The organism is Arthrobacter sp. NicSoilB8 (assembly GCF_019977355.1).
Taxonomy (GTDB): domain Bacteria; phylum Actinomycetota; class Actinomycetes; order Actinomycetales; family Micrococcaceae; genus Arthrobacter.
Map to the genome: position 1 here is coordinate 3,726,791 of NZ_AP024655.1, position 16,894 is coordinate 3,743,684.

The 16,894-nt window shown below is 67.3% G+C and carries 16 protein-coding genes and 1 tRNA gene; 8 read left to right on the forward strand and 9 right to left on the reverse strand.

Annotated elements, in window-relative coordinates; genetic code table 11:
- Window positions 1-56: 56 nt before the first annotated feature.
- Entirely contained in the window at window positions 57-1,421 is a 1,365-nt protein-coding gene (locus LDO15_RS16780; protein ID WP_223980236.1) for an MFS transporter, read from the reverse strand.
- A 196-nt stretch (window positions 1,422-1,617) separates the two neighbouring features.
- Here LDO15_RS16780 and LDO15_RS16785 point away from each other — a divergent pair, with 196 nt between their 5' ends.
- Window positions 1,618-2,829 carry an MFS transporter gene (locus LDO15_RS16785; protein ID WP_223980237.1) on the forward strand — a complete coding sequence of 404 codons (1,212 nt, stop codon included), beginning with the start codon at window positions 1,618-1,620 and terminating at the stop codon, window positions 2,827-2,829.
- Window positions 2,830-2,918: 89 nt separating this feature from the next.
- Entirely contained in the window at window positions 2,919-4,148 is a 1,230-nt protein-coding gene (locus LDO15_RS16790) for an MFS transporter (protein ID WP_223980239.1), read from the forward strand.
- 132 nt (window positions 4,149-4,280) lie between these two features.
- Here LDO15_RS16790 and rplA read toward each other — a convergent pair whose 3' ends face one another.
- The 5 genes from rplA to LDO15_RS16815 all read right to left on the reverse strand — a co-directional run bounded on the left by rplA (window position 4,281) and on the right by LDO15_RS16815 (window position 7,124).
- Window positions 4,281-4,988, reverse strand: coding sequence for a 50S ribosomal protein L1 (gene rplA, locus LDO15_RS16795; protein WP_223980240.1), 708 nt, complete (start codon window positions 4,986-4,988; stop codon window positions 4,281-4,283).
- A 185-nt stretch (window positions 4,989-5,173) separates the two neighbouring features.
- Complete coding sequence (gene rplK, locus LDO15_RS16800; RefSeq protein WP_018773647.1) at window positions 5,174-5,605, reverse strand: 50S ribosomal protein L11; 432 nt, start codon at window positions 5,603-5,605, stop codon at window positions 5,174-5,176.
- 129 nt (window positions 5,606-5,734) lie between these two features.
- Window positions 5,735-6,574, reverse strand: coding sequence for a transcription termination/antitermination protein NusG (nusG, locus tag LDO15_RS16805; protein ID WP_223980242.1), 840 nt, complete (start codon window positions 6,572-6,574; stop codon window positions 5,735-5,737).
- A gap of 113 nt (window positions 6,575-6,687) precedes the next feature.
- Window positions 6,688-6,972 (reverse strand): preprotein translocase subunit SecE, encoded by a 285-nt coding sequence (gene secE / locus LDO15_RS16810; RefSeq protein WP_223980243.1) that lies wholly within the window; start codon window positions 6,970-6,972, stop codon window positions 6,688-6,690.
- 79 nt (window positions 6,973-7,051) lie between these two features.
- A tRNA-Trp gene (locus tag LDO15_RS16815) sits at window positions 7,052-7,124 on the reverse strand.
- A 277-nt stretch (window positions 7,125-7,401) separates the two neighbouring features.
- On the opposite strand from LDO15_RS16815, the gene LDO15_RS16820 reads away from it, so the two are divergent.
- A complete protein-coding gene (locus LDO15_RS16820) occupies window positions 7,402-8,619 on the forward strand; it encodes a pyridoxal phosphate-dependent aminotransferase (protein WP_223980244.1) in 1,218 nt (405 codons plus the stop codon).
- A gap of 152 nt (window positions 8,620-8,771) precedes the next feature.
- On the opposite strand, the gene LDO15_RS16825 is transcribed toward LDO15_RS16820, so the two are convergent.
- Window positions 8,772-9,404: a response regulator transcription factor gene (locus tag LDO15_RS16825; RefSeq protein WP_276572928.1), complete on the reverse strand. Its 633-nt coding sequence runs from the start codon at window positions 9,402-9,404 to the stop codon at window positions 8,772-8,774.
- A 125-nt stretch (window positions 9,405-9,529) separates the two neighbouring features.
- Window positions 9,530-10,966 (reverse strand): ATP-binding protein, encoded by a 1,437-nt coding sequence (locus LDO15_RS16830; RefSeq protein ID WP_223980245.1) that lies wholly within the window; start codon window positions 10,964-10,966, stop codon window positions 9,530-9,532.
- 124 nt (window positions 10,967-11,090) lie between these two features.
- Here LDO15_RS16830 and LDO15_RS16835 point away from each other — a divergent pair, with 124 nt between their 5' ends.
- From LDO15_RS16835 to LDO15_RS16855, 5 genes are all read left to right on the forward strand, one after another.
- On the forward strand, window positions 11,091-12,818 hold the full coding sequence (locus tag LDO15_RS16835; protein ID WP_223980246.1) for a PspC domain-containing protein: 1,728 nt from the start codon (window positions 11,091-11,093) through the stop codon (window positions 12,816-12,818).
- A 1-nt stretch (window position 12,819) separates the two neighbouring features.
- The gene (locus LDO15_RS16840) at window positions 12,820-13,080 is read left to right on the forward strand and encodes a hypothetical protein (RefSeq protein WP_223980247.1); all 261 of its coding nucleotides are present in this window, start codon (window positions 12,820-12,822) and stop codon (window positions 13,078-13,080) included.
- A gap of 3 nt (window positions 13,081-13,083) precedes the next feature.
- Complete coding sequence (locus tag LDO15_RS16845; RefSeq protein WP_223980248.1) at window positions 13,084-13,338, forward strand: PspC domain-containing protein; 255 nt, start codon at window positions 13,084-13,086, stop codon at window positions 13,336-13,338.
- Between the two features lie 215 nt (window positions 13,339-13,553).
- Window positions 13,554-14,579, forward strand: coding sequence for a 6-phosphofructokinase (locus LDO15_RS16850; RefSeq protein WP_223980250.1), 1,026 nt, complete (start codon window positions 13,554-13,556; stop codon window positions 14,577-14,579).
- Between the two features lie 30 nt (window positions 14,580-14,609).
- Window positions 14,610-15,320, forward strand: coding sequence for a GNAT family N-acetyltransferase (locus LDO15_RS16855; protein WP_223980252.1), 711 nt, complete (start codon window positions 14,610-14,612; stop codon window positions 15,318-15,320).
- Between the two features lie 40 nt (window positions 15,321-15,360).
- On the opposite strand, the gene LDO15_RS16860 is transcribed toward LDO15_RS16855, so the two are convergent.
- Window positions 15,361-16,881 (reverse strand): MFS transporter, encoded by a 1,521-nt coding sequence (locus LDO15_RS16860; protein WP_223980254.1) that lies wholly within the window; start codon window positions 16,879-16,881, stop codon window positions 15,361-15,363.
- Between the last annotated feature and the right edge of the window lie 13 nt (window positions 16,882-16,894).

Here is a 16,894-nt window from a genome sequence, read left to right on the forward strand (position 1 = left end):
CCCGGATCCTTGATGCGTGGCGGGACCTGTCAGGCCCTGCCAGCACCGGTGGTCATTCATCGCCGCGGCAGGCGGGTCGCGAGGATGGCCATGGCGAGGGCGAGGCCGGCGGCGATCAGCAGGCTGGTGGAGAAGCCTTGGAGGAAGGTCGTTGAGCGGGCGAGCAAGGATCCGAACACGGCGACGGCCAGGGCACCGCCGATCTGGCGGCTGGTGTTGAAGATCCCGCTCACGGTGCCGGCGCGCTGACTCTCAAAGCTGTTGAGCAGAACGGCGGTGATGGTCGGGATGACGAGCGGGCCGGCGAGGCCGACCAGGATCATCACGCCTGCGAGGATCCAGACCGGTGTCGCGGCGGGCAGGACCGCGATGACGGTGAGTCCTGCGGCCATGAGCGTCATTCCGCCGGCGATGAGTGTGCGTGCGCCGAGTCGTTCGGAGAGCCTGGCGATAAACGGTGTCAGGATCGCGCCGCCGAGCATCATCGGAACGAAGATCGCGCCCGTCTCGACGGGCGAGAGGCCGCGCTCCTGTTGTGCGTAAAGGCTCATCACGAAGGGCAGGCCAAAGTATCCGACCATGTACGAGAATCCGATGCCGATCGAGGCGGCCATCGTGCGGTCGCGCAGCAGCGGGAGGGGAACCATGGGGTGCGCTCCGCGGCGCTCCGCCATGACGAAGCCTGCGCCGGCGACGACGGCAACAGCAAAGGAGATGAGCGTTAGCGGGGCTGTAATCCCGGCCGCGCCGGCCTCGATGGCACCGAACGTGAGGGCACCCATGGCGGTGACGGCGGTAAGCTGCCCGGCCCAGTCGACGGGAATGCTTCGTTGCGCCGAGCGCGGAACCCGCCTGAGCAGGATCAGTGCCGCGGCGCCGACCGGGAGGTTGATCAGGAAGATCAGCCGCCAGTCGACAAGGGAGAGGACCCCGCCGAGCACGGGGCCGGAGATCGACGCCAGGGCGCCGCCCATCGCCCACATGCCGACGGCGCGTGCCCGCTTCGCCGGGTCAGGGAAGGCCTCGCCGATCAACGCCATCGAGGCGGGCAGCATCATCGCGGCCGCCGTTCCCTGCAGGATCCGGGCCAGGATGAGCACGGTGACGGTCGGCGCGAGCCCGCAGCCCAGCGAAGTGACGACGAAGGCGGCCATGCCAATGGCGTAGGAGCGCCGCGCACCAATCCGGTCAGAGAGCGCTCCGGCCGACAGGAGACATGACGCAAACAGCAAGGTGTAACCGTCAACGATCCATTGCAACCCGGTGATCGTCGCGCCGAGGTCCAGACTGATTTCGCGGAGCGCGACGTTAACTACAACGGCGTCGAGCGTGATGACGAAGAAACCGGTGACGGCGGCGAACAGCGCTGCCCGCGAATGGCGGAGTTCCGGCACGGACAAGACAGTGGTCGTGGCATTCACAGAACGCTCCTTGGGAAGAGGACGGCGTGCGGAGAACCCGCCTCCTCGACGTTAGGGGTTTCGGAAGTGGCGAAACAGGACCTGTCAGACCATGTCTCACCGGGTCCTTCCGCGGGGTAAGCAGGTACGGCATCGTCGAGTAGGCGGAGCGGTCCTAGCTCCCACCCACGACCGCACGAAGGAAACCGATCAACGCATGACAACCATCAGCACTGCGACAGCGCCAACACGCCCCCGGCTGCCCTTCGTCGTGCCGCTGCTCGGGCTTGGCACGTTCCTCATGATCACCACCGAGTACATCGTCGCCGGGCTCCTCCAGGCGCTTGCCGGGGACCTGCACGTGGGCCAGGCCCGCGTCGGTCTCCTGATCACGGCGTTCGCGATCGGCATGATCGTCGGATCACCTGTCATGGCCCTCGCGACTCTGCGCCTGCCATGGCGCGCCACGCTCGTCCTCGCGCTGCTCGTCTTCGCGGCCGGGCATAGCGTCGCTGCGCTGAGCGGCGACTTCGAGACTGTTCTCATCGCGCGCATAATTACTGCCCTGGCATCCGGTGCGTTCTGGTCCGTCGCCTCGGTCGTGGCCACCCATGCCGCCGGACCGGCCAATAGCTCACGTGCCCTCGGGGTGATGATGAGCGGCGTTGGCCTCGCCACCGTCGCCGGCGTCCCGCTCGGCTCATTCGTCGGCCAGCTCCTTGGCTGGCGCGGAACCTTCTGGGCACTGGCGGCTCTCGCCGTCCTGGCATCGCCGGTGATCGCATGGTTCACACCACCAGAGGGCGGCCGCGGCACTGCGTCCATCCGCGCCGAGCTTCGCGCGGTCACGAACCCTCGCATGGCCGTCCTAGTGGTGGCCACCGTTCTCGCCACCGGCGGCTACATGACAGCTTTCAGCTACGTATCCCCGCTGGCCACAGACCGTGCGGGGATACCGCTCTGGGCCGTACCCCTGCTGTTCGTGGTGTTCGGCCTGGGCGCAACCCTGGGCACCAACCTTGCCGGACGATTCGCCGACGAGCGACCGATCACGACGTTCATCGCCGCCGCCGCGGGAACTGTCGTGCTGATGGCGCTGCTCGTGCCCCTGTCCACCAATCCGGTCGCCACCTTCATTCTCATGTTCCTCCTCGGCATCGCAGGCATGGGCATCCCGCCCGTCGGCACCGGACTCGCCGTCCGCTTCGCCCACACGGCACCCACGCTCGCAGCAGCAATTGCGGTGGCCGCTTTCAACGGAGGGACCGCGATCGGCACCTGGTTCGGTGCATCGGCGCTCGAAACGGCGCTGGGGGTCCTTGGCCCGCTGACCGTCGCGATCATCATGGCGGTCCTCGGGACAGTGACCCTCCTCGCGATGGCCCTCCGACGAGCACGCCACCAGCCAGAGGCCGGCTCCAGCCGGTAACAGTTCCTTCCATGTCGTGTTCCCCGGGGAAACCTGCCTTGCCTGTCACGTCGAGACCTTATTTTCCGAAGAACAGAAGGACAACTTTGATGTCAATCACCAAACCGGCACCTGCTGGTATCAGCCGGGCCATGGTTCTGCTCTTCGCGGTGGCCGGCGGTGCTGCCGTGGCCAACCTCTACTGGGCCCAGCCGCTGCTGGAGGACATTGGCTCGTCGTTCGGGATTTCGAGCGGGACCGCGGGTTTGCTAGTCACAACAGCGCAGGTCGGATACGCCGTCGGCGCGTTCTTCATCGTTCCGCTGGGCGATGTGCTGGACCGTCGCCGTCTTCTGCCCCTCATGATGCTTCTCTGCGCGGCCGCGCTTACCGTTGCGGCGATCGCCCCGACTTTCGAAGTATTGCTCGTAGCGCTGGTCCTCGTGGGGCTGACCACCGTGTCCGGGCCCTTGCTGACCCCGCTGGCGGGAGACCTCGCAGAACCGTCGAAACGCGGCCACGTGATCGGCACCGTCGCCTCGGGGCTGATGATTGGAGTCCTCGCCTCCCGCACGATCAGCGGTTTCCTCGCCGAGGCATTCGGATGGCGGATGACTTACGGCGTTGCGGCGGTACTGGCCCTCGCAACGGCCGGACTCCTGCACCGGACCATCCCGACGCTGCCTCCGAGGGCGACACTGGGTTATGCAGCCCTGCTCGGCTCGATCTTCGTCGTGATCAAACGGCACTCCCCGGTCCGCATGGCATTGTTGGTTGCGGGAACTGGATTTGGCGTCCTCACGCTCTTCTGGACCGCGTTGACGTTCCTGCTCGCATCCCCGCCGTACTCATACTCGGTCACCACGATCGGGCTCTTCGGCCTGGCCGGAATCGCGGGAGCCATCGCGGCCCAACGGGCCGGACGTTTACACGATCGCGGCTGGTCCACCCCTGCCATCAGCGCCGCTCTGGCGCTCACCCTGCTGTGCTTCCTCATCGCGGGCATCGGGGCCGGCTCGATCATCGTCCTGCTCGTGGCAATCGTTCTTCTCGACATTGCCGCGCGGGCCATAGCGACCCTGAGCCAGGTCCGCGTCCTCGCAGTGGACCACGACGCCCGCAGCCGCCTCAATACCGCGTATGTGGTGAGCAACTTCATCGGCGGGGCCGCCGGATCCGCACTCGCGGGCGCCCTCTGGCAGCTCGGAGGATGGAGCGCAGTCATGACCGGCGGGGCTGCCCTGACAGCGATCACCCTGACATTCTGGGCCATGGGCAGTCGCCAGAGCCGGGACCACGCGGAGCAACCCGTCCCCGCACCGGCGGCAGACGTCGGCTGACACCGCCGTTGGCGAGAAACGCCGTGTCCCGACGCCGGATACGGCGAAAGGCCGCCCCGCGGTTGCGGGACGGCCTTTCGCTTGAACGTGGCGACGCCGCGAAGCGGACGTCGTCAGTGGATCCGGTGAGGATTAGACCTCGGTCAGGACCTTGGTGACGTTGGGGTCAACCGAGATGCCCGGGCCGAACGTGGTGGCCACGGTGGCCTTCTGGATGTAGCGGCCCTTGGCAGCGGACGGCTTGAGGCGCAGGACCTCTTCCAGTGCTGCCGCGTAGTTCTCGGCCAGCTTCAGGGCGTCGAAGGACACCTTGCCGATGATGAAGTGCAGGTTCGAGTGCTTGTCGACGCGGAAGTCGATCTTGCCGCCCTTGATGTCGTTGACAGCCTTGGCGGTGTCAGCGGTCACGGTGCCGGTCTTCGGGTTCGGCATCAGGTTACGCGGACCCAGGACCTTACCGAGGCGGCCAACCTTGCCCATGAGGTCAGGGGTGGCGACGGCGGCGTCGAAGTCGGTCCAGCCGCCGGCGATCTTTTCGATCAGGTCATCGGAACCAACGAAGTCGGCGCCGGCAGCGATTGCTGCTTCAGCCTTCTCGCCCGTGGCGAAGACGAGGACGCGGGCGGTCTTACCGGTGCCGTGGGGCAGGATAACGGTGCCGCGGACCATCTGGTCGGCCTTGCGGGGGTCGACGCCGAGGCGGAAAGCGACCTCAACGGTGGCGTCGAACTTGGACGGGTTGGTGTCCTTGGCGAGCGTCACTGCCTCGAACGGCGCGTAGAACTTCTCCGCGTCGATCTTGGCCGCGGCTGCCTCATATGCTTTGCTGCGCTTTGCCATGCTGCTTATTTCTCCTTGTGCAGTTGTGGTCTGCGGACCGCGCTGGGCCCTGCCACAGGCGGAATTCCGGCTGGTGTACCGTGCCGGGAAATCCGCTCTTATTTGTTTAGGTGGTGCCGGCTGACCGGCGGTGCTGACCGGCGTCGTGATCGGTTTCCCGACCCCGGCGCTTCAGCGGTGGGGAATTAACCCTCGACGGTGATACCCATGGAGCGGGCGGTGCCGGCGATGATCTTCGCTGCGCCTTCGAGGCTCGTGGCGTTGAGGTCTTCCATCTTGGTGGTGGCGATCTCGTTGACCTGGGCCTGGGTCAGCTTGGCAACCTTGACGGTGTGCGGGGTAGCCGAACCCTTGGCGACGCCTGCAGCCTTCTTGATGAGCTCTGCAGCCGGCGGGGTCTTGGTGATGAACGTGAAGGAACGGTCTTCGTAGACCGTGATTTCCACGGGGATAACGTTGCCGCGCTGGGCTTCCGTCGCAGCGTTGTACGCCTTGCAGAATTCCATGATGTTGACACCGTGCTGGCCAAGCGCAGGACCGATCGGCGGGGCCGGGTTAGCGGCACCTGCCTGGATCTGCAGCTTGATGAGGCCGGTGACCTTCTTCTTGGGAGCCAATGTAGGTCCTTCTCTCAAATACGTCCTGGGACACAGGAGCGTGCCTCAGGTTGGTGGCCGCCATGGCAAGGCGGCCGGCCGCTCCGTGGCTGCTAAGCGGGCAGCCCGGGGCGAATTCTTAGGGAACAGCTAGATCTTGCTGACCTGGTTGAACGCCAGGGTGACCGGAGTCTCACGTTCGAAGATGGAGACCAGCACCACGAGGGTCTGGGAATCGATCTTGATTTCGGAGATCGTGGCGGGGAGGGTCTCGAACGGGCCCTCCTTGACGATGACGGACTCGCCAACCTCGAAGTCGACGTCCACCTGGGCGGCGGCGTGCTTGACGGGCTTGCCCTTCTCGGCCTGCTCTTCTTCGAAGACCGGGGCGAGCATGGAGAAGACCTCATCGAGGCGCAGCGGGACCGGGTTGTGGGCGTTGCCCACGAAGCCGGTGACGCCGGGGGTGTGGCGGACGGCGCCCCAGGAAGCGTCCGTCAGGTCCATGCGGACCAGGACGTAACCGGGGATGCGGACGCGGTTGATGACCTTGCGCTGAGCGTTCTTGATCTCGACGACTTCCTCCATCGGAACCTGGATTTCGAAGATGTAATCTTCCATGTCCAGGGTCTGGATGCGGGTCTCAAGGTTGGCCTTGACGCGGTTCTCGTAGCCTGCGTAGGAGTGGATGACGTACCAGTCACCCTCCTGGCGGCGCAGCTTGGCCTTGAATTCCTCGGCAGGGTCGACGTCGGCTTTGGCGGCCGCCGCTGCCAGCGCGTCAGTGTCTGTGTCTTCTTCAGCTTCGCCGGCTTCAGCATCAACGACGTCGGCTTCTGCAGCCTCGGCGTCTTCTTCTGCTACGGCCTCGTCAGTGACGTCGGATTCGGGCGCAGCAGACACAGCCTCGGACTCTTCCGTGGCTTCCACCGCGGCGTCCTGGCTCTTATCCAGCTCAGTCTCAGTTACCTCGAGCTCCTGCTCAGACACTTGGTCTCCTGCTTCCTCATTGCCTAACATGCCTATTTAAATGACTCAATTCCGCACACCCCGCAGATTCTCCGGTTTCCCGGGGCCTCCACGCAGTCTGCGGACCGGTCGCCTTAGCGGTCCGTGGGGCCGCTGCCGCCGAAGACCCAGCTGACCGCGGTCCCAAAGGCCAGATCCAGCAGGGTGACGATCACCATCATGATGGTCACGAACACCAGCACCACGATCGTGTAGTTGATCAGTTCTTTGCGGGTCGGTGCGACGACCTTCTTCAGCTCGCCAATGACCTGGCGGATGAAGATCGCGATGCGAGCGAAGAAGCCGGGCTTGGCGGCGTTCTTGGCGGGGCGGCCTTTGGAGCTGCTGGCAGCCGTTTCGGTCACCTGGTCCTCACTCATCCTCGCAATGATCGGATACCCGGCTCTGAACTGAACCATGGTTGCTGCGCTTGCTCCGGATGATCCGGAACAGCATGCGCAGGGCAGACAGGACTCGAACCTGCAACCTGCGGTTTTGGAGACCGCTGCGCTACCAATTGCGCCACTACCCTTCGGGGCGAAAATCCGTTCCGGCCGATGCGTTCCGCAGGCTTCCCTGAGGCGCAGGCCATCATCGTGTTTTCAACACCGGAGAACCAGTCTACGCAACAACTGCGCCTACGTCGAACCGGCCCTCTTTCGGAGCCCTGCGTGCCTGCGAAAACCAACTGACAGCGGTCAGTCACATTTCCGATCCGGCACCCCGGGGGATCCGGTGAACAGCATAGAGTAGATTTCGTCGAATCCCACATCCAGCCTTCCAGCTGCAAGCGAAGAACGGACCCGCCCATGTCTGCTGCCCGCATTTCCCAGCGCATTTCCGCCATAGCCGAATCCGCCACTCTGGCCGTCGATGCCAAGGCGAAGGCGCTGAAGGCAGCCGGCCGGCCGGTCATTGGCTTCGGCGCCGGGGAACCCGATTTCCCGACCCCCGGCTACATCGTGCAGGCCGCCATCGAGGCCGCCAGCCAGCCGAAGTACCACCGCTACTCCCCCGCCGGCGGCCTGCCGGAGCTCAAGCAGGCCATCGCGGAAAAGACCTTCCGGGATTCCGGCTACAAGGCCGAGGCGTCCCAGGTGCTGGTGACCAACGGCGGCAAGCAGGCCGTCTACAACACCTTCGCCACGCTCCTGGATCCGGGCGACGAGGTCATTGTTCCCACCCCGTTCTGGACCACCTACCCCGAGGCCATCCGGCTGGCCGGCGGCGTTCCGGTGGAGGTCTTCGCGGGCCCGGAACAGGGATACCTGGTCACCGTGGAGCAGCTGGAAGCCGCCCTGACGGACCGCACCAAGATCCTCCTCTTCGTCTCCCCTTCCAACCCGACCGGCGCCGTGTACTCGCCGGAGCAGGTCAAGGCGATCGGCCAGTGGGCCGCAGCCAAGGGCCTGTGGGTTGTCACCGACGAAATCTACGAACACCTGACCTACGACGGCGTGCCGTTCACCTCGATCGCCACCGCGGTTCCCGAACTGGGCGACAAGGTGGTCATCCTCAACGGTGTCGCCAAGACCTATGCCATGACCGGCTGGCGCGTGGGGTGGATGATCGGCCCGGCCGACGTCATCAAGGCCGCCACCAACCTGCAGTCGCACGCGACGTCGAACGTCTCCAACATCCCCCAGGTCGCAGCTCTTGCCGCCGTGTCCGGGCCGCTGACCGCCGTCGATGAGATGAAGGTGGCGTTTGACCGCCGCCGTAAGGCGATAGTCGCGGGCCTGAACGCCATTGACGGCGTTGACTGCCCGACGCCGAAGGGCGCCTTCTATGTGTACGCGGACGTCCGCGCGCTGCTGGGCAAGGAGTTCCCGTCCGCGAACGGTCCGGTGCGGCCCGCCACCTCGGCCGAGCTCGCCGCGCTGATCCTGGACGAAGTTGAGGTCGCTGTGGTGCCCGGCGAGGCGTTCGGCCCGTCCGGCTACCTGCGCCTGTCCTACGCGCTGGGAGACGAGGACCTGGCCACGGGCGTCGCCCGCCTGCAGGACTTCCTCGGCAAGGCGAAGTAGGGCGTTCCGCCCGCACAACGCACCCCGCAGGACTGGACATGTCCAGCTGCAGCCACGAACTGTGGGCAGAATGGCATTCTGCCCACAGTTCGCGTTTAAGAATGGGCATGTCCCAGCTGAAGGGGAGCCAGCGCGTCAGAGGAGCCAGCGCGTCAGAGGAGGCGGCGCTCGGCGGCCCAGCGGGTCAGTTCGTGGCGGCTGGAGAGCTGGAGCTTGCGCAGCACGGCCGAGACGTGGGTTTCGACCGTCTTGATCGAGATGAACAATTCCTTGGCCACTTCCTTGTAGCTGTAGCCCCGGGCAATCAGGCGCATCACCTCGAGCTCCCGCGCCGAGAGCTTGTCCAGCTGGTCGTCGGCGATGTCCGCGGGGGCGGTGCCGAACGCGTCCAGGACAAAGCCCGCCAGCCGGGGCGAGAAGACCGCATCACCGCCGGCGACGCGGCGGACGGCGCCGCTGATCTCCGCCCCGGAAATCGTCTTGGTGACATAGCCGCGCGCGCCTGCCCGGATTACGGAGACCACGTCCTCGGCCGCGTCGGACACGCTCAGCGCCAGGAAGCGCGTGGTACCCAGCAGCGGCGCCGAGCCGGCCAGCACCTCGCGTCCGCCGCCACCGCGGCCGCCGGGGAGGTGGACGTCCAGCAAAACGACGTCGGGACGCCGGGCTGCGATGACGGCGATTGCCTCTTCCACGGTGCCGGCTTCACCCTCGACGACGATGTCCGGGTCCAGGTCCGCCTTCAGCCCGGAACGGAAGATGGCGTGATCGTCCACGATGACCACCCGGATCCCGGGTGGGTTTCCAGGTGCAGGGTGTCCTGGTGCCCGACTTTCAGATACAGGGTGTCCTGGCGCAGGGTTTCCAGATGCCGGGTTTCCTGGTGCAGGATTTCCTGGTGGTGGGCTGGTCACGGTTTGACCTCTCCGTTGATGTTGGTGGCGGCAGCGCCGGCAGTTCCGGTAGTTGCCGCGGCGCTGACGGGCAGCCGGAGCCGCACTTCGGTGCCGTCCGGGCTGCTGATGATGGCGGCGGTGCCGCCATGGCGGTTCATCCGCCCGATGATCGATTCGCGCACGCCGAGCCGGTCCGCGGGAACCGAATCCGGGTCAAAGCCTGGCCCCCGGTCCTTGACGAAAACCTCCGCTGCGACGTCAGTGACTTCCAGGTAGACGGACACGGCGCCGCCTCCGTGCCGGGCCGCGTTGAGCATGGCCTCGCGCGACGCCTGGACGAGGGCCTCGTGGCGCTGGGTCATGACGCAGTCCCCCACGGTGACCACTTCGACCGGGTGCCCCAAGGCGTCTTCAACCTCCGCGGCCGCGGCTTTGATGCCTTCGGACAGCTGTCCGGATTCGTTGCCAGCGTCCCGGTACAGCCAGCCCCGCAGTTCGCGCTCCTGCGCGCGGGCCAGCCGGATGACGTCGTGCTCATTGCCGGCGCGGCGCTGGATCAGAGCGAGGGTCTGGAGCACGGAATCGTGGAGGTGGGCGGCGATCTCCGCCCGCTCGGTGGCGCGGACACGGCCCGCGCGCTCGGTTTCCAGGTCCCGCCAGAACTTCAGCCCCCAGGGCAGCAACACCAGAGCCACCCCGCCGAGCACCGCCACGGAAGCCAGGAGGGCCAGCCAGGTCTGTTCCCAGGACCCTGAGCCGGACACCATCACCAGCACGCCGGCCACCACGAGGGCGAGCCCGGCCGCGAGGCGCGCCCAGCCGCCGGCCTGGTCCGCCTTGGTCTTGTCCACGAGCCCCGCGCGGCGGGTCTCATCCAGCTGCATCCAGGCGATCGCGGCGCCGCCAAGGATCGCCGCGACCGGGATCAGGGTGCCCAGCGGCACGTCAACGCCGACGAGCCGGGCGATCAGGATCCCGGCCGCCAGCAGCAGCCCTGCGCCCAGCAGGATCTCCTTGCCGAACGGCATGCCCGGAACCCGCGACCGCCAGGACCCTTGCTCCGCTGCACTGGGAGTCCCGGGGGACCCGGGAGTCCCCGCGGCGCCGACGGCGCCCGCACTGCCTGGGGCGCCGGAGATACCGGGGATATCGGGGATATCGGGGAGGCCGGCACCGTGAAGACCGGAGATACCGGGGTCGCTGACGGCCGGGGCGATGGGCGACGCCGGGCGGCGGGCGTTTCGCCTGGCGCTCTCATCCGCCGTGGGAACCATGATCCAGAGCCAGGCGTAAAAGGCCACGCCGGCGCCGCCCGCGAGCGCAGCCACCACCATGCCGATCCTGACCATATGCACCGGCCAGCCCAGATGGTTGGCGAGGCCCGCGCACACGCCGGCGATCACGCGATCGCTGCTGCGGACCAGCGGCGGGCGGGCGGGCGGGGTCGTCATGCCTCAATCCAAGCACGGATCGGGGTTCCCCGGACGCGTTTGCGGGCCTAACCGGGGGCCACTCAGGGACCGTTCAGGGTGTTCCCCAGTAGAGCCCTGCCCCGGGAACGGGAAGGATCGAAGTATGAACCCGCACACTCCACACCCTGATGAAGGCCCGGCCTCCGCAGACCGGCCCCAGACGGATCGATCAGATCCGGACCTTCCCGACGCAGGCCAGACCGCCCCGGACCTTCCCGACGCAGGCCAGACCGCCCGGGACCTTCCCGACGCCGGCCTGCCCCCCGCGGACTCTTCCGACGCCGGCCGGGCCGCCGGCGCTGCTGCCGGTTCCGGACCCGACGTCGGGCCGTCGCCGGAGCCTCCGCGGCTGTACCAGGCCGGCGACCCTGAAGGGCCGTATGGGCCGCCGCTCTACGGCACGGATCCGTCCCAGGGCGGACCGTACCCGGGCGGACCGGGTATGGGCGGACCGGGTACGGGCGGACCGGGTATGGGCGGACCGTATCCGGCCGGACAGATGCCCGGGCGCCAGGGGCAGAACTTCTTCGACTGGATCCGCAGCCAGGGCATCTACCGCGGACGCGACCGCTGGATCGGCGGCGTGGCCAGCGGCATAGCCCACCGCCTCGGCGTCGACCCCCTGATCATTCGCGGCGTCCTGATCGTCCTGACCATTTTCGCCGGAGTTGGCGTGCTCGCCTACGGCCTGGCCTGGGCCCTGCTGCCCGAACCCGACGGCCGCATTCACGTCCAGGAGGCTGCCGCGGGCCGGTGGACCGCCGGCATGACTGGCGCCCTGATCACCACTGTCATCGGGTTCCCCAGCCTGGGCACCGGCGTCTGGGGCTGGGACCGCTTCGGCTTTGGCGCCTTCGTCTGGACCGTCTTCTGGGTGGGCGGTGCGATCTACCTCGTTTACTACCTGACCCAACGCAACAAGACCCGGAACGGAGCCACTCCCATGTCATCGCGTTACGACTCCAGCAGCCCGGCCGGCACGGCGACCTATGCAGGCACCGCCGGCGCTGATCAGCACTCCGCCGCAGGCTTCCCGCCGGCCGGCATCCCGGCCTACGGCCAGCCCGTCAACGACGCCGGCAGCTCCGGCGCTGGCCCGGTCTGGGGCCCGCCGCCGCCGTCGGGAACCACGCCGCCCGGCCCCGTTCCCCCCGGCGGCTACGGCCCGGGGCCGGGGGCCACTCCGCCGCCGGCCGCGCCGCGCAGCCCTGGCCCGGGCACTCCGGCTGTCGCCATTACTGTCGGCTCCGCCCTCCTGGTGGGCGGGGGGATCAAGGCCCTCGACGCCGCCAACCTAATCGACCTCGGCGATTCCGGCAACGCACTGGTCTGGGCGATCGCCGCGGCCATCCTGGGTCTTGGAATCCTGTTCGCCGGGTTGCGGGGCCGGACCTCGGGGATACTTGGCTTCTTCGCGGTCGTGGCCCTGCTGATCGGCGGCATCTTCAGCGTGGTCCCGCACGGCGACCGGTTCCGTTTCCAGAACGCCGACTGGACGCCGTCGAGCATTGAACAGGCCCGCGGCGGCTTCGAGATCACCGGCGGCAAAGGAACAGTGGACCTGACCAAGATGGCGCTGAATCCGCCGCTGGGCTCCGACGTCGTTGTTCCCATCGACGCGACCGCCAGCAACCTGACCGTCGTCATCCCGGGCACGGTCCCCGTGCAAGTCCAGGCGGACATGACCATGGCCAACCTCCACGAAGGCAACCAGGACCACGGCGGCATCATGAACCAGCAGAGCGACTACAACACCTCCAAGCCCGGGGCCCGGATGGTCCTGAAAATCTCCGGGACCGTCAGCAACGTGACCATCAAGGAAGGCAACTGACATGAGCAGCTATGACGACTCCAGTGCCGCCGGGCACGACCCGGAAGCGGCCGGCTCCCCCGCCCGGGTGGGAACCGTGGTGTGGGGGCTGATAGTGCTGGCCCTGGCCGCGCTGATCATCGTTTCCCAGCTCGGCATCGTGGCCCTTAACGGCACCTACGTCCTGATCGGCCTGATGATCGGGGCGGGCGCCGCCCTGATCGTCGGCGGGCTTCTCTCGGCACGCAGGCGTGACAATGAATCAACTTCAGGGAAGTCTTGAACCATGGATAAATTCTTCGACACCATCCGGGGCTTCGGCCTGAAACGTGGCCCGCAGCGCTGGCTGGGCGGCGTCTGCGGCGGAATCGCCGCCAAACTGAATGTTGACGTGGCCTATGTCCGGATCGCCTACCTGCTCCTGAGCCTGCTCCCGGGCCCGGCCTTTGTGCTCTACCTCGCGGCGTGGCTGCTCCTCCCGGACCAGCGCAATGCAATTGCACTGGAAACCTTCCTCGCGAAGCGTTCCTCCCGGCCCTAACCCCGGCCCGGGCCTACACCGGTCGCGGGCCGGACACGCCGGACCGCAGCCGGTGGGTCGGGCACGCTCCGCAGCGCAGCAAGGGTGCCCCCGCCTCGGCGGGGGCACCTCTTGTGTAACCGTTTGTGTCCTGCCCCACACACGCCATTAGACTCTAGGTGAGCTCAGCGTGGCGCTCTGCCTGTACCCCTTCAAACCAGGATTTGAGCCAAGACATGAAAATTGGAATCCTCACCAGCGGCGGAGACTGCCCCGGACTGAACGCTGTCATCCGTGGCGCCGTCCTCAAGGGCATCGCCGTCCACGGCCAGCAGTTCGTGGGATTCCGGGACGGCTGGCGCGGCGTTGTCGAGGGCGACATCGTCGAGATTCCCCGCACCACGGTCCGCGGCATCGCCAAGCAGGGCGGCACCATCCTCGGCACGTCCCGCACCAACCCGTTCGAGAACGGTGGCGGTCCCGAGGTCATCAAGGCCAACATGGACCGGCTGGGGATCGATGCCATCATCGCGATCGGCGGCGAGGGCACGCTGGCCGCGGCCAAGCGGCTCACTGACGCCGGCCTGAAGATCGTGGGTGTCCCCAAGACCGTGGACAATGACCTCGACGCCACGGACTACACCTTCGGTTTCGACACCGCCGTGGAAATCGCCACCGAGGCGATCGACCGGCTCCGCACCACCGGGGAGTCCCACCACCGCTGCATGATCGCCGAGGTCATGGGCCGGCACGTGGGCTGGATCGCCCTGCACGCCGGGATGGCCTCGGGCGCCCACGCCATCCTGATCCCGGAGCAGAAGGCCTCCATGGAACAGATCGCCGAGTGGGTTGTCTCCGCCCGCGACCGTGGCCGCGCCCCGCTGGTGGTCGTCGCCGAGGGATTCGTGCCCGAAGGCCAGGAATCCCCGCACTCGGAGCGCGGACTGGACACCTTTGGCCGGCCCCGTCTCGGCGGCATCGCCGAAATGCTGGCGCCCGAGCTCGAGGCACGCACCGGCATCGAGACCCGCGCCACGGTCCTTGGCCACATCCAGCGCGGCGGCGTTCCGACGGCCTTCGACCGTGTCCTGGCCACCCGGTTGGGCATGGCCGCCATTGATTCGGTGGTGGAGAAGCGCTGGGGCACCATGGTTTCGCTCCACGGCACGGACATCGTTCACGTCGGTTTCGACGCCGCGCTCGGCAACCTTAAGTCCGTGCCGCAGACCCGCTATGACGAGGCTGCTGTCCTCTTCGGCTAAGCGCCCGCCCGCGGTGGGTAGGGTTGATTCATGACTCTTGAGCCCGGTTCCGCTGAAATTGTCCAGCTCGCATGGGCGCGCCGCTTGGGGTTCGACGACGGCGCCTTCGCAGCTGCTGCCGGTGAGAGGCTCACCCGGGCCGATGAGTCGGCCCGGTCGGTGCAGTTTGTCCGCCTCTTCGGCAATTCCGCTTTGGTGGGCCCGCAATGGGCGCTGGACGCGGCCGCCGGCTTCTCAGACGGGGAACTTGCCCAGCACGTGACGCTGTTGACCATCACCCGCGGGCACGGCGGCCACGGGCTGGGCGCCGCCGCGCTCTTTTTCGCCGACGACCTCCCCCTGCAGCAGCCGTCCGAGGAGCTGACCGTCTCGCACGGGAACCCGGAGGCGGTCGAACTGGAAACGTTCTGCCCGCCCGATGACGTCAATGAGGTGGGCCTCGCGGACCTCGAACACCGCTTCACGATCATGCATCAGGAAGACGGGCGCCGGACCCCTGTCGCCTGCGGCGCGTACACCGAGTGGGAGGGGCTCCTCGCCCATCTGGGGGTGCTGGTTGCGCCCGAGTGGCGGCGCCGGGGGCTGGGCAAGCTGGCCGCATCAATAGCTGCGCACGAGGCCCTCGCCGCCGGGCTGACGCTGCAGTGGCGCTCCGAGGTCAGCAACAAGGGCTCCCTGGCGCTGGCCCGGAGCCTTGGATTCTCCGCGGGCGGCATCCAGACCAGCGTGCTGCTGGGCTGATCCGGATACCCGCCCGGGAGGGTTGGCGCCGGCGCGAAGGCTAGCGCCGCTCTGCGGCGGCCCTGTCCGCGTCCTTGCTCGCGTCCGGACCCGGCGCGTCCCAGCCCTGGACCGCCTTGGGCTTGGCGAAGAAGAGCGCCACGGCGGCGCCGAGCAGGATGACCGCCGCCGGGAGCAGAATGGACTGGCCCATCGCCGTCGAGAACCCTTCATGGAGCGCCTCGGGCAGGGCCCCGCCGAAGCCCATCGGGCTGGCGTCTCCGCCTGGTCCGGGACGGGCGGGAAGCTCCGCGGCCAGCCGGGCCTGGATGAGGACGGCGATGGCGGCGCTGCCGAGCACGGCGCCGATCTGGCGGGTGGTGTTGTAGACGCCCGAGCCGGCTCCGGCCTGCCGGGGCGGCAGGTTGCGCGTGACGGTGGAGCTCAGCGGCGCCCAAATGCCCGCGTTGGCGAAGCCCAGCACGGCGCTCGGGAGCAGGAAAAGCCAGATCGGGGTGTCCGGGTGCATGAGCAGGGAGTTCCAGAACAGGGCCACGGACATCAGGACCAGGCCCGTCACGGTAATGAATTTGGGGTTGACCCGATCGATGATCCGGCCGACGACGGGGGCGAGGCCGCCGGAGATTAGCGCCATCGGCACCATCATGAGCGCCGATTCGGTGGGGGTCAGGCCCCGGACGATCTGGTAGTAGAAGATCAGCGGCAGGCCGAACGCCGTGACGGTGAAGCCCACTGTGGTGATCGCAATGTTGGCGAGCGAGAAGTTCCGGTCTGAGAAGAGGGACAGGGGCAGCAGCGGCTCACCCTTGTTGAATTTCTGCCACAGGACAAAGACGACCAGCACCGCGATGCCGCTGATGATCAGGCCCCAGACGGTGATGGGGCCGGTGATGGTGCCCCAGTCGTAGGTCTCGCCCTCCTGGATGCCGAAGACCAGGAGGAAAAGTCCAAGGGCGCTGAGCAGCACGCCGGGGATATCGAACTTGTGCGGGTGGGTGCTCAGCGAGGGGACGAACCGCATCGCCAGGACGAAGCCAGCAATGCCGACCGGGACGTTGATGAAGAAGATCCACTCCCAGCCGAGGCCGTCCACCAGGACACCGCCGAGGATCGGTCCGACCAGGGTGGCGACGCCGGCCGTGGCGCCCCAGATGCCCATGGCCGCTCCGCGGCGGTCCGGCGCGAAGATCCGGGTAATGACGGCCATGGTCTGCGGCGTCATCATGGCCGCGCCGAGGCCCTGCACCACGCGCGCTGCGATAAGTGTCTGGACATCCCCGGAGAGGCCGCACCACAGCGACGCCAGGGTGAAGACGACGAGCCCGGAGAGGTAGAGCCTTTTCGGACCGAAGCGGTCGCCAAGCCGGCCAGTGATGAGCAGCGGCACCGCGTAGGCGAGCAGGTAGGCGCTGGTGACCCAGATGACCGCGTTGATGTCGGTGTTCAGGCCCTTCATGATGCTCGGGTTGGCCACCGAGACGATGGTGGTGTCGATCAGGATCATGAAGAAGCCGATCACCAGGGACCAGAGTGCCGGCCATGGCCGGGCAACGTTTTCCATGGGATTCCTTTGG

What these genes read in the sequence shown, in the direction of transcription:
- LDO15_RS16840 (WP_223980247.1), top strand. Translation starts at nt 12,820, where the DNA reads ATGAGCAGCTATGACGACTCCAGTGCCGCCGGGCACGACCCGGAAGCG.
- LDO15_RS16855 (WP_223980252.1), top strand. Translation starts at nt 14,610, where the DNA reads ATGACTCTTGAGCCCGGTTCCGCTGAAATTGTCCAGCTCGCATGGGCG.
- LDO15_RS16860 (WP_223980254.1), bottom strand. Translation starts at nt 16,881, where the DNA reads ATGGAAAACGTTGCCCGGCCATGGCCGGCACTCTGGTCCCTGGTGATC.
- LDO15_RS16835 (WP_223980246.1), top strand. Translation starts at nt 11,091, where the DNA reads ATGAACCCGCACACTCCACACCCTGATGAAGGCCCGGCCTCCGCAGAC.
- rplA (WP_223980240.1), bottom strand. Translation starts at nt 4,988, where the DNA reads ATGGCAAAGCGCAGCAAAGCATATGAGGCAGCCGCGGCCAAGATCGAC.
- LDO15_RS16790 (WP_223980239.1), top strand. Translation starts at nt 2,919, where the DNA reads ATGTCAATCACCAAACCGGCACCTGCTGGTATCAGCCGGGCCATGGTT.
- LDO15_RS16850 (WP_223980250.1), top strand. Translation starts at nt 13,554, where the DNA reads ATGAAAATTGGAATCCTCACCAGCGGCGGAGACTGCCCCGGACTGAAC.
- LDO15_RS16785 (WP_223980237.1), top strand. Translation starts at nt 1,618, where the DNA reads ATGACAACCATCAGCACTGCGACAGCGCCAACACGCCCCCGGCTGCCC.
- LDO15_RS16830 (WP_223980245.1), bottom strand. Translation starts at nt 10,966, where the DNA reads ATGACGACCCCGCCCGCCCGCCCGCCGCTGGTCCGCAGCAGCGATCGC.
- secE (WP_223980243.1), bottom strand. Translation starts at nt 6,972, where the DNA reads ATGAGTGAGGACCAGGTGACCGAAACGGCTGCCAGCAGCTCCAAAGGC.
- LDO15_RS16820 (WP_223980244.1), top strand. Translation starts at nt 7,402, where the DNA reads ATGTCTGCTGCCCGCATTTCCCAGCGCATTTCCGCCATAGCCGAATCC.
- LDO15_RS16845 (WP_223980248.1), top strand. Translation starts at nt 13,084, where the DNA reads ATGGATAAATTCTTCGACACCATCCGGGGCTTCGGCCTGAAACGTGGC.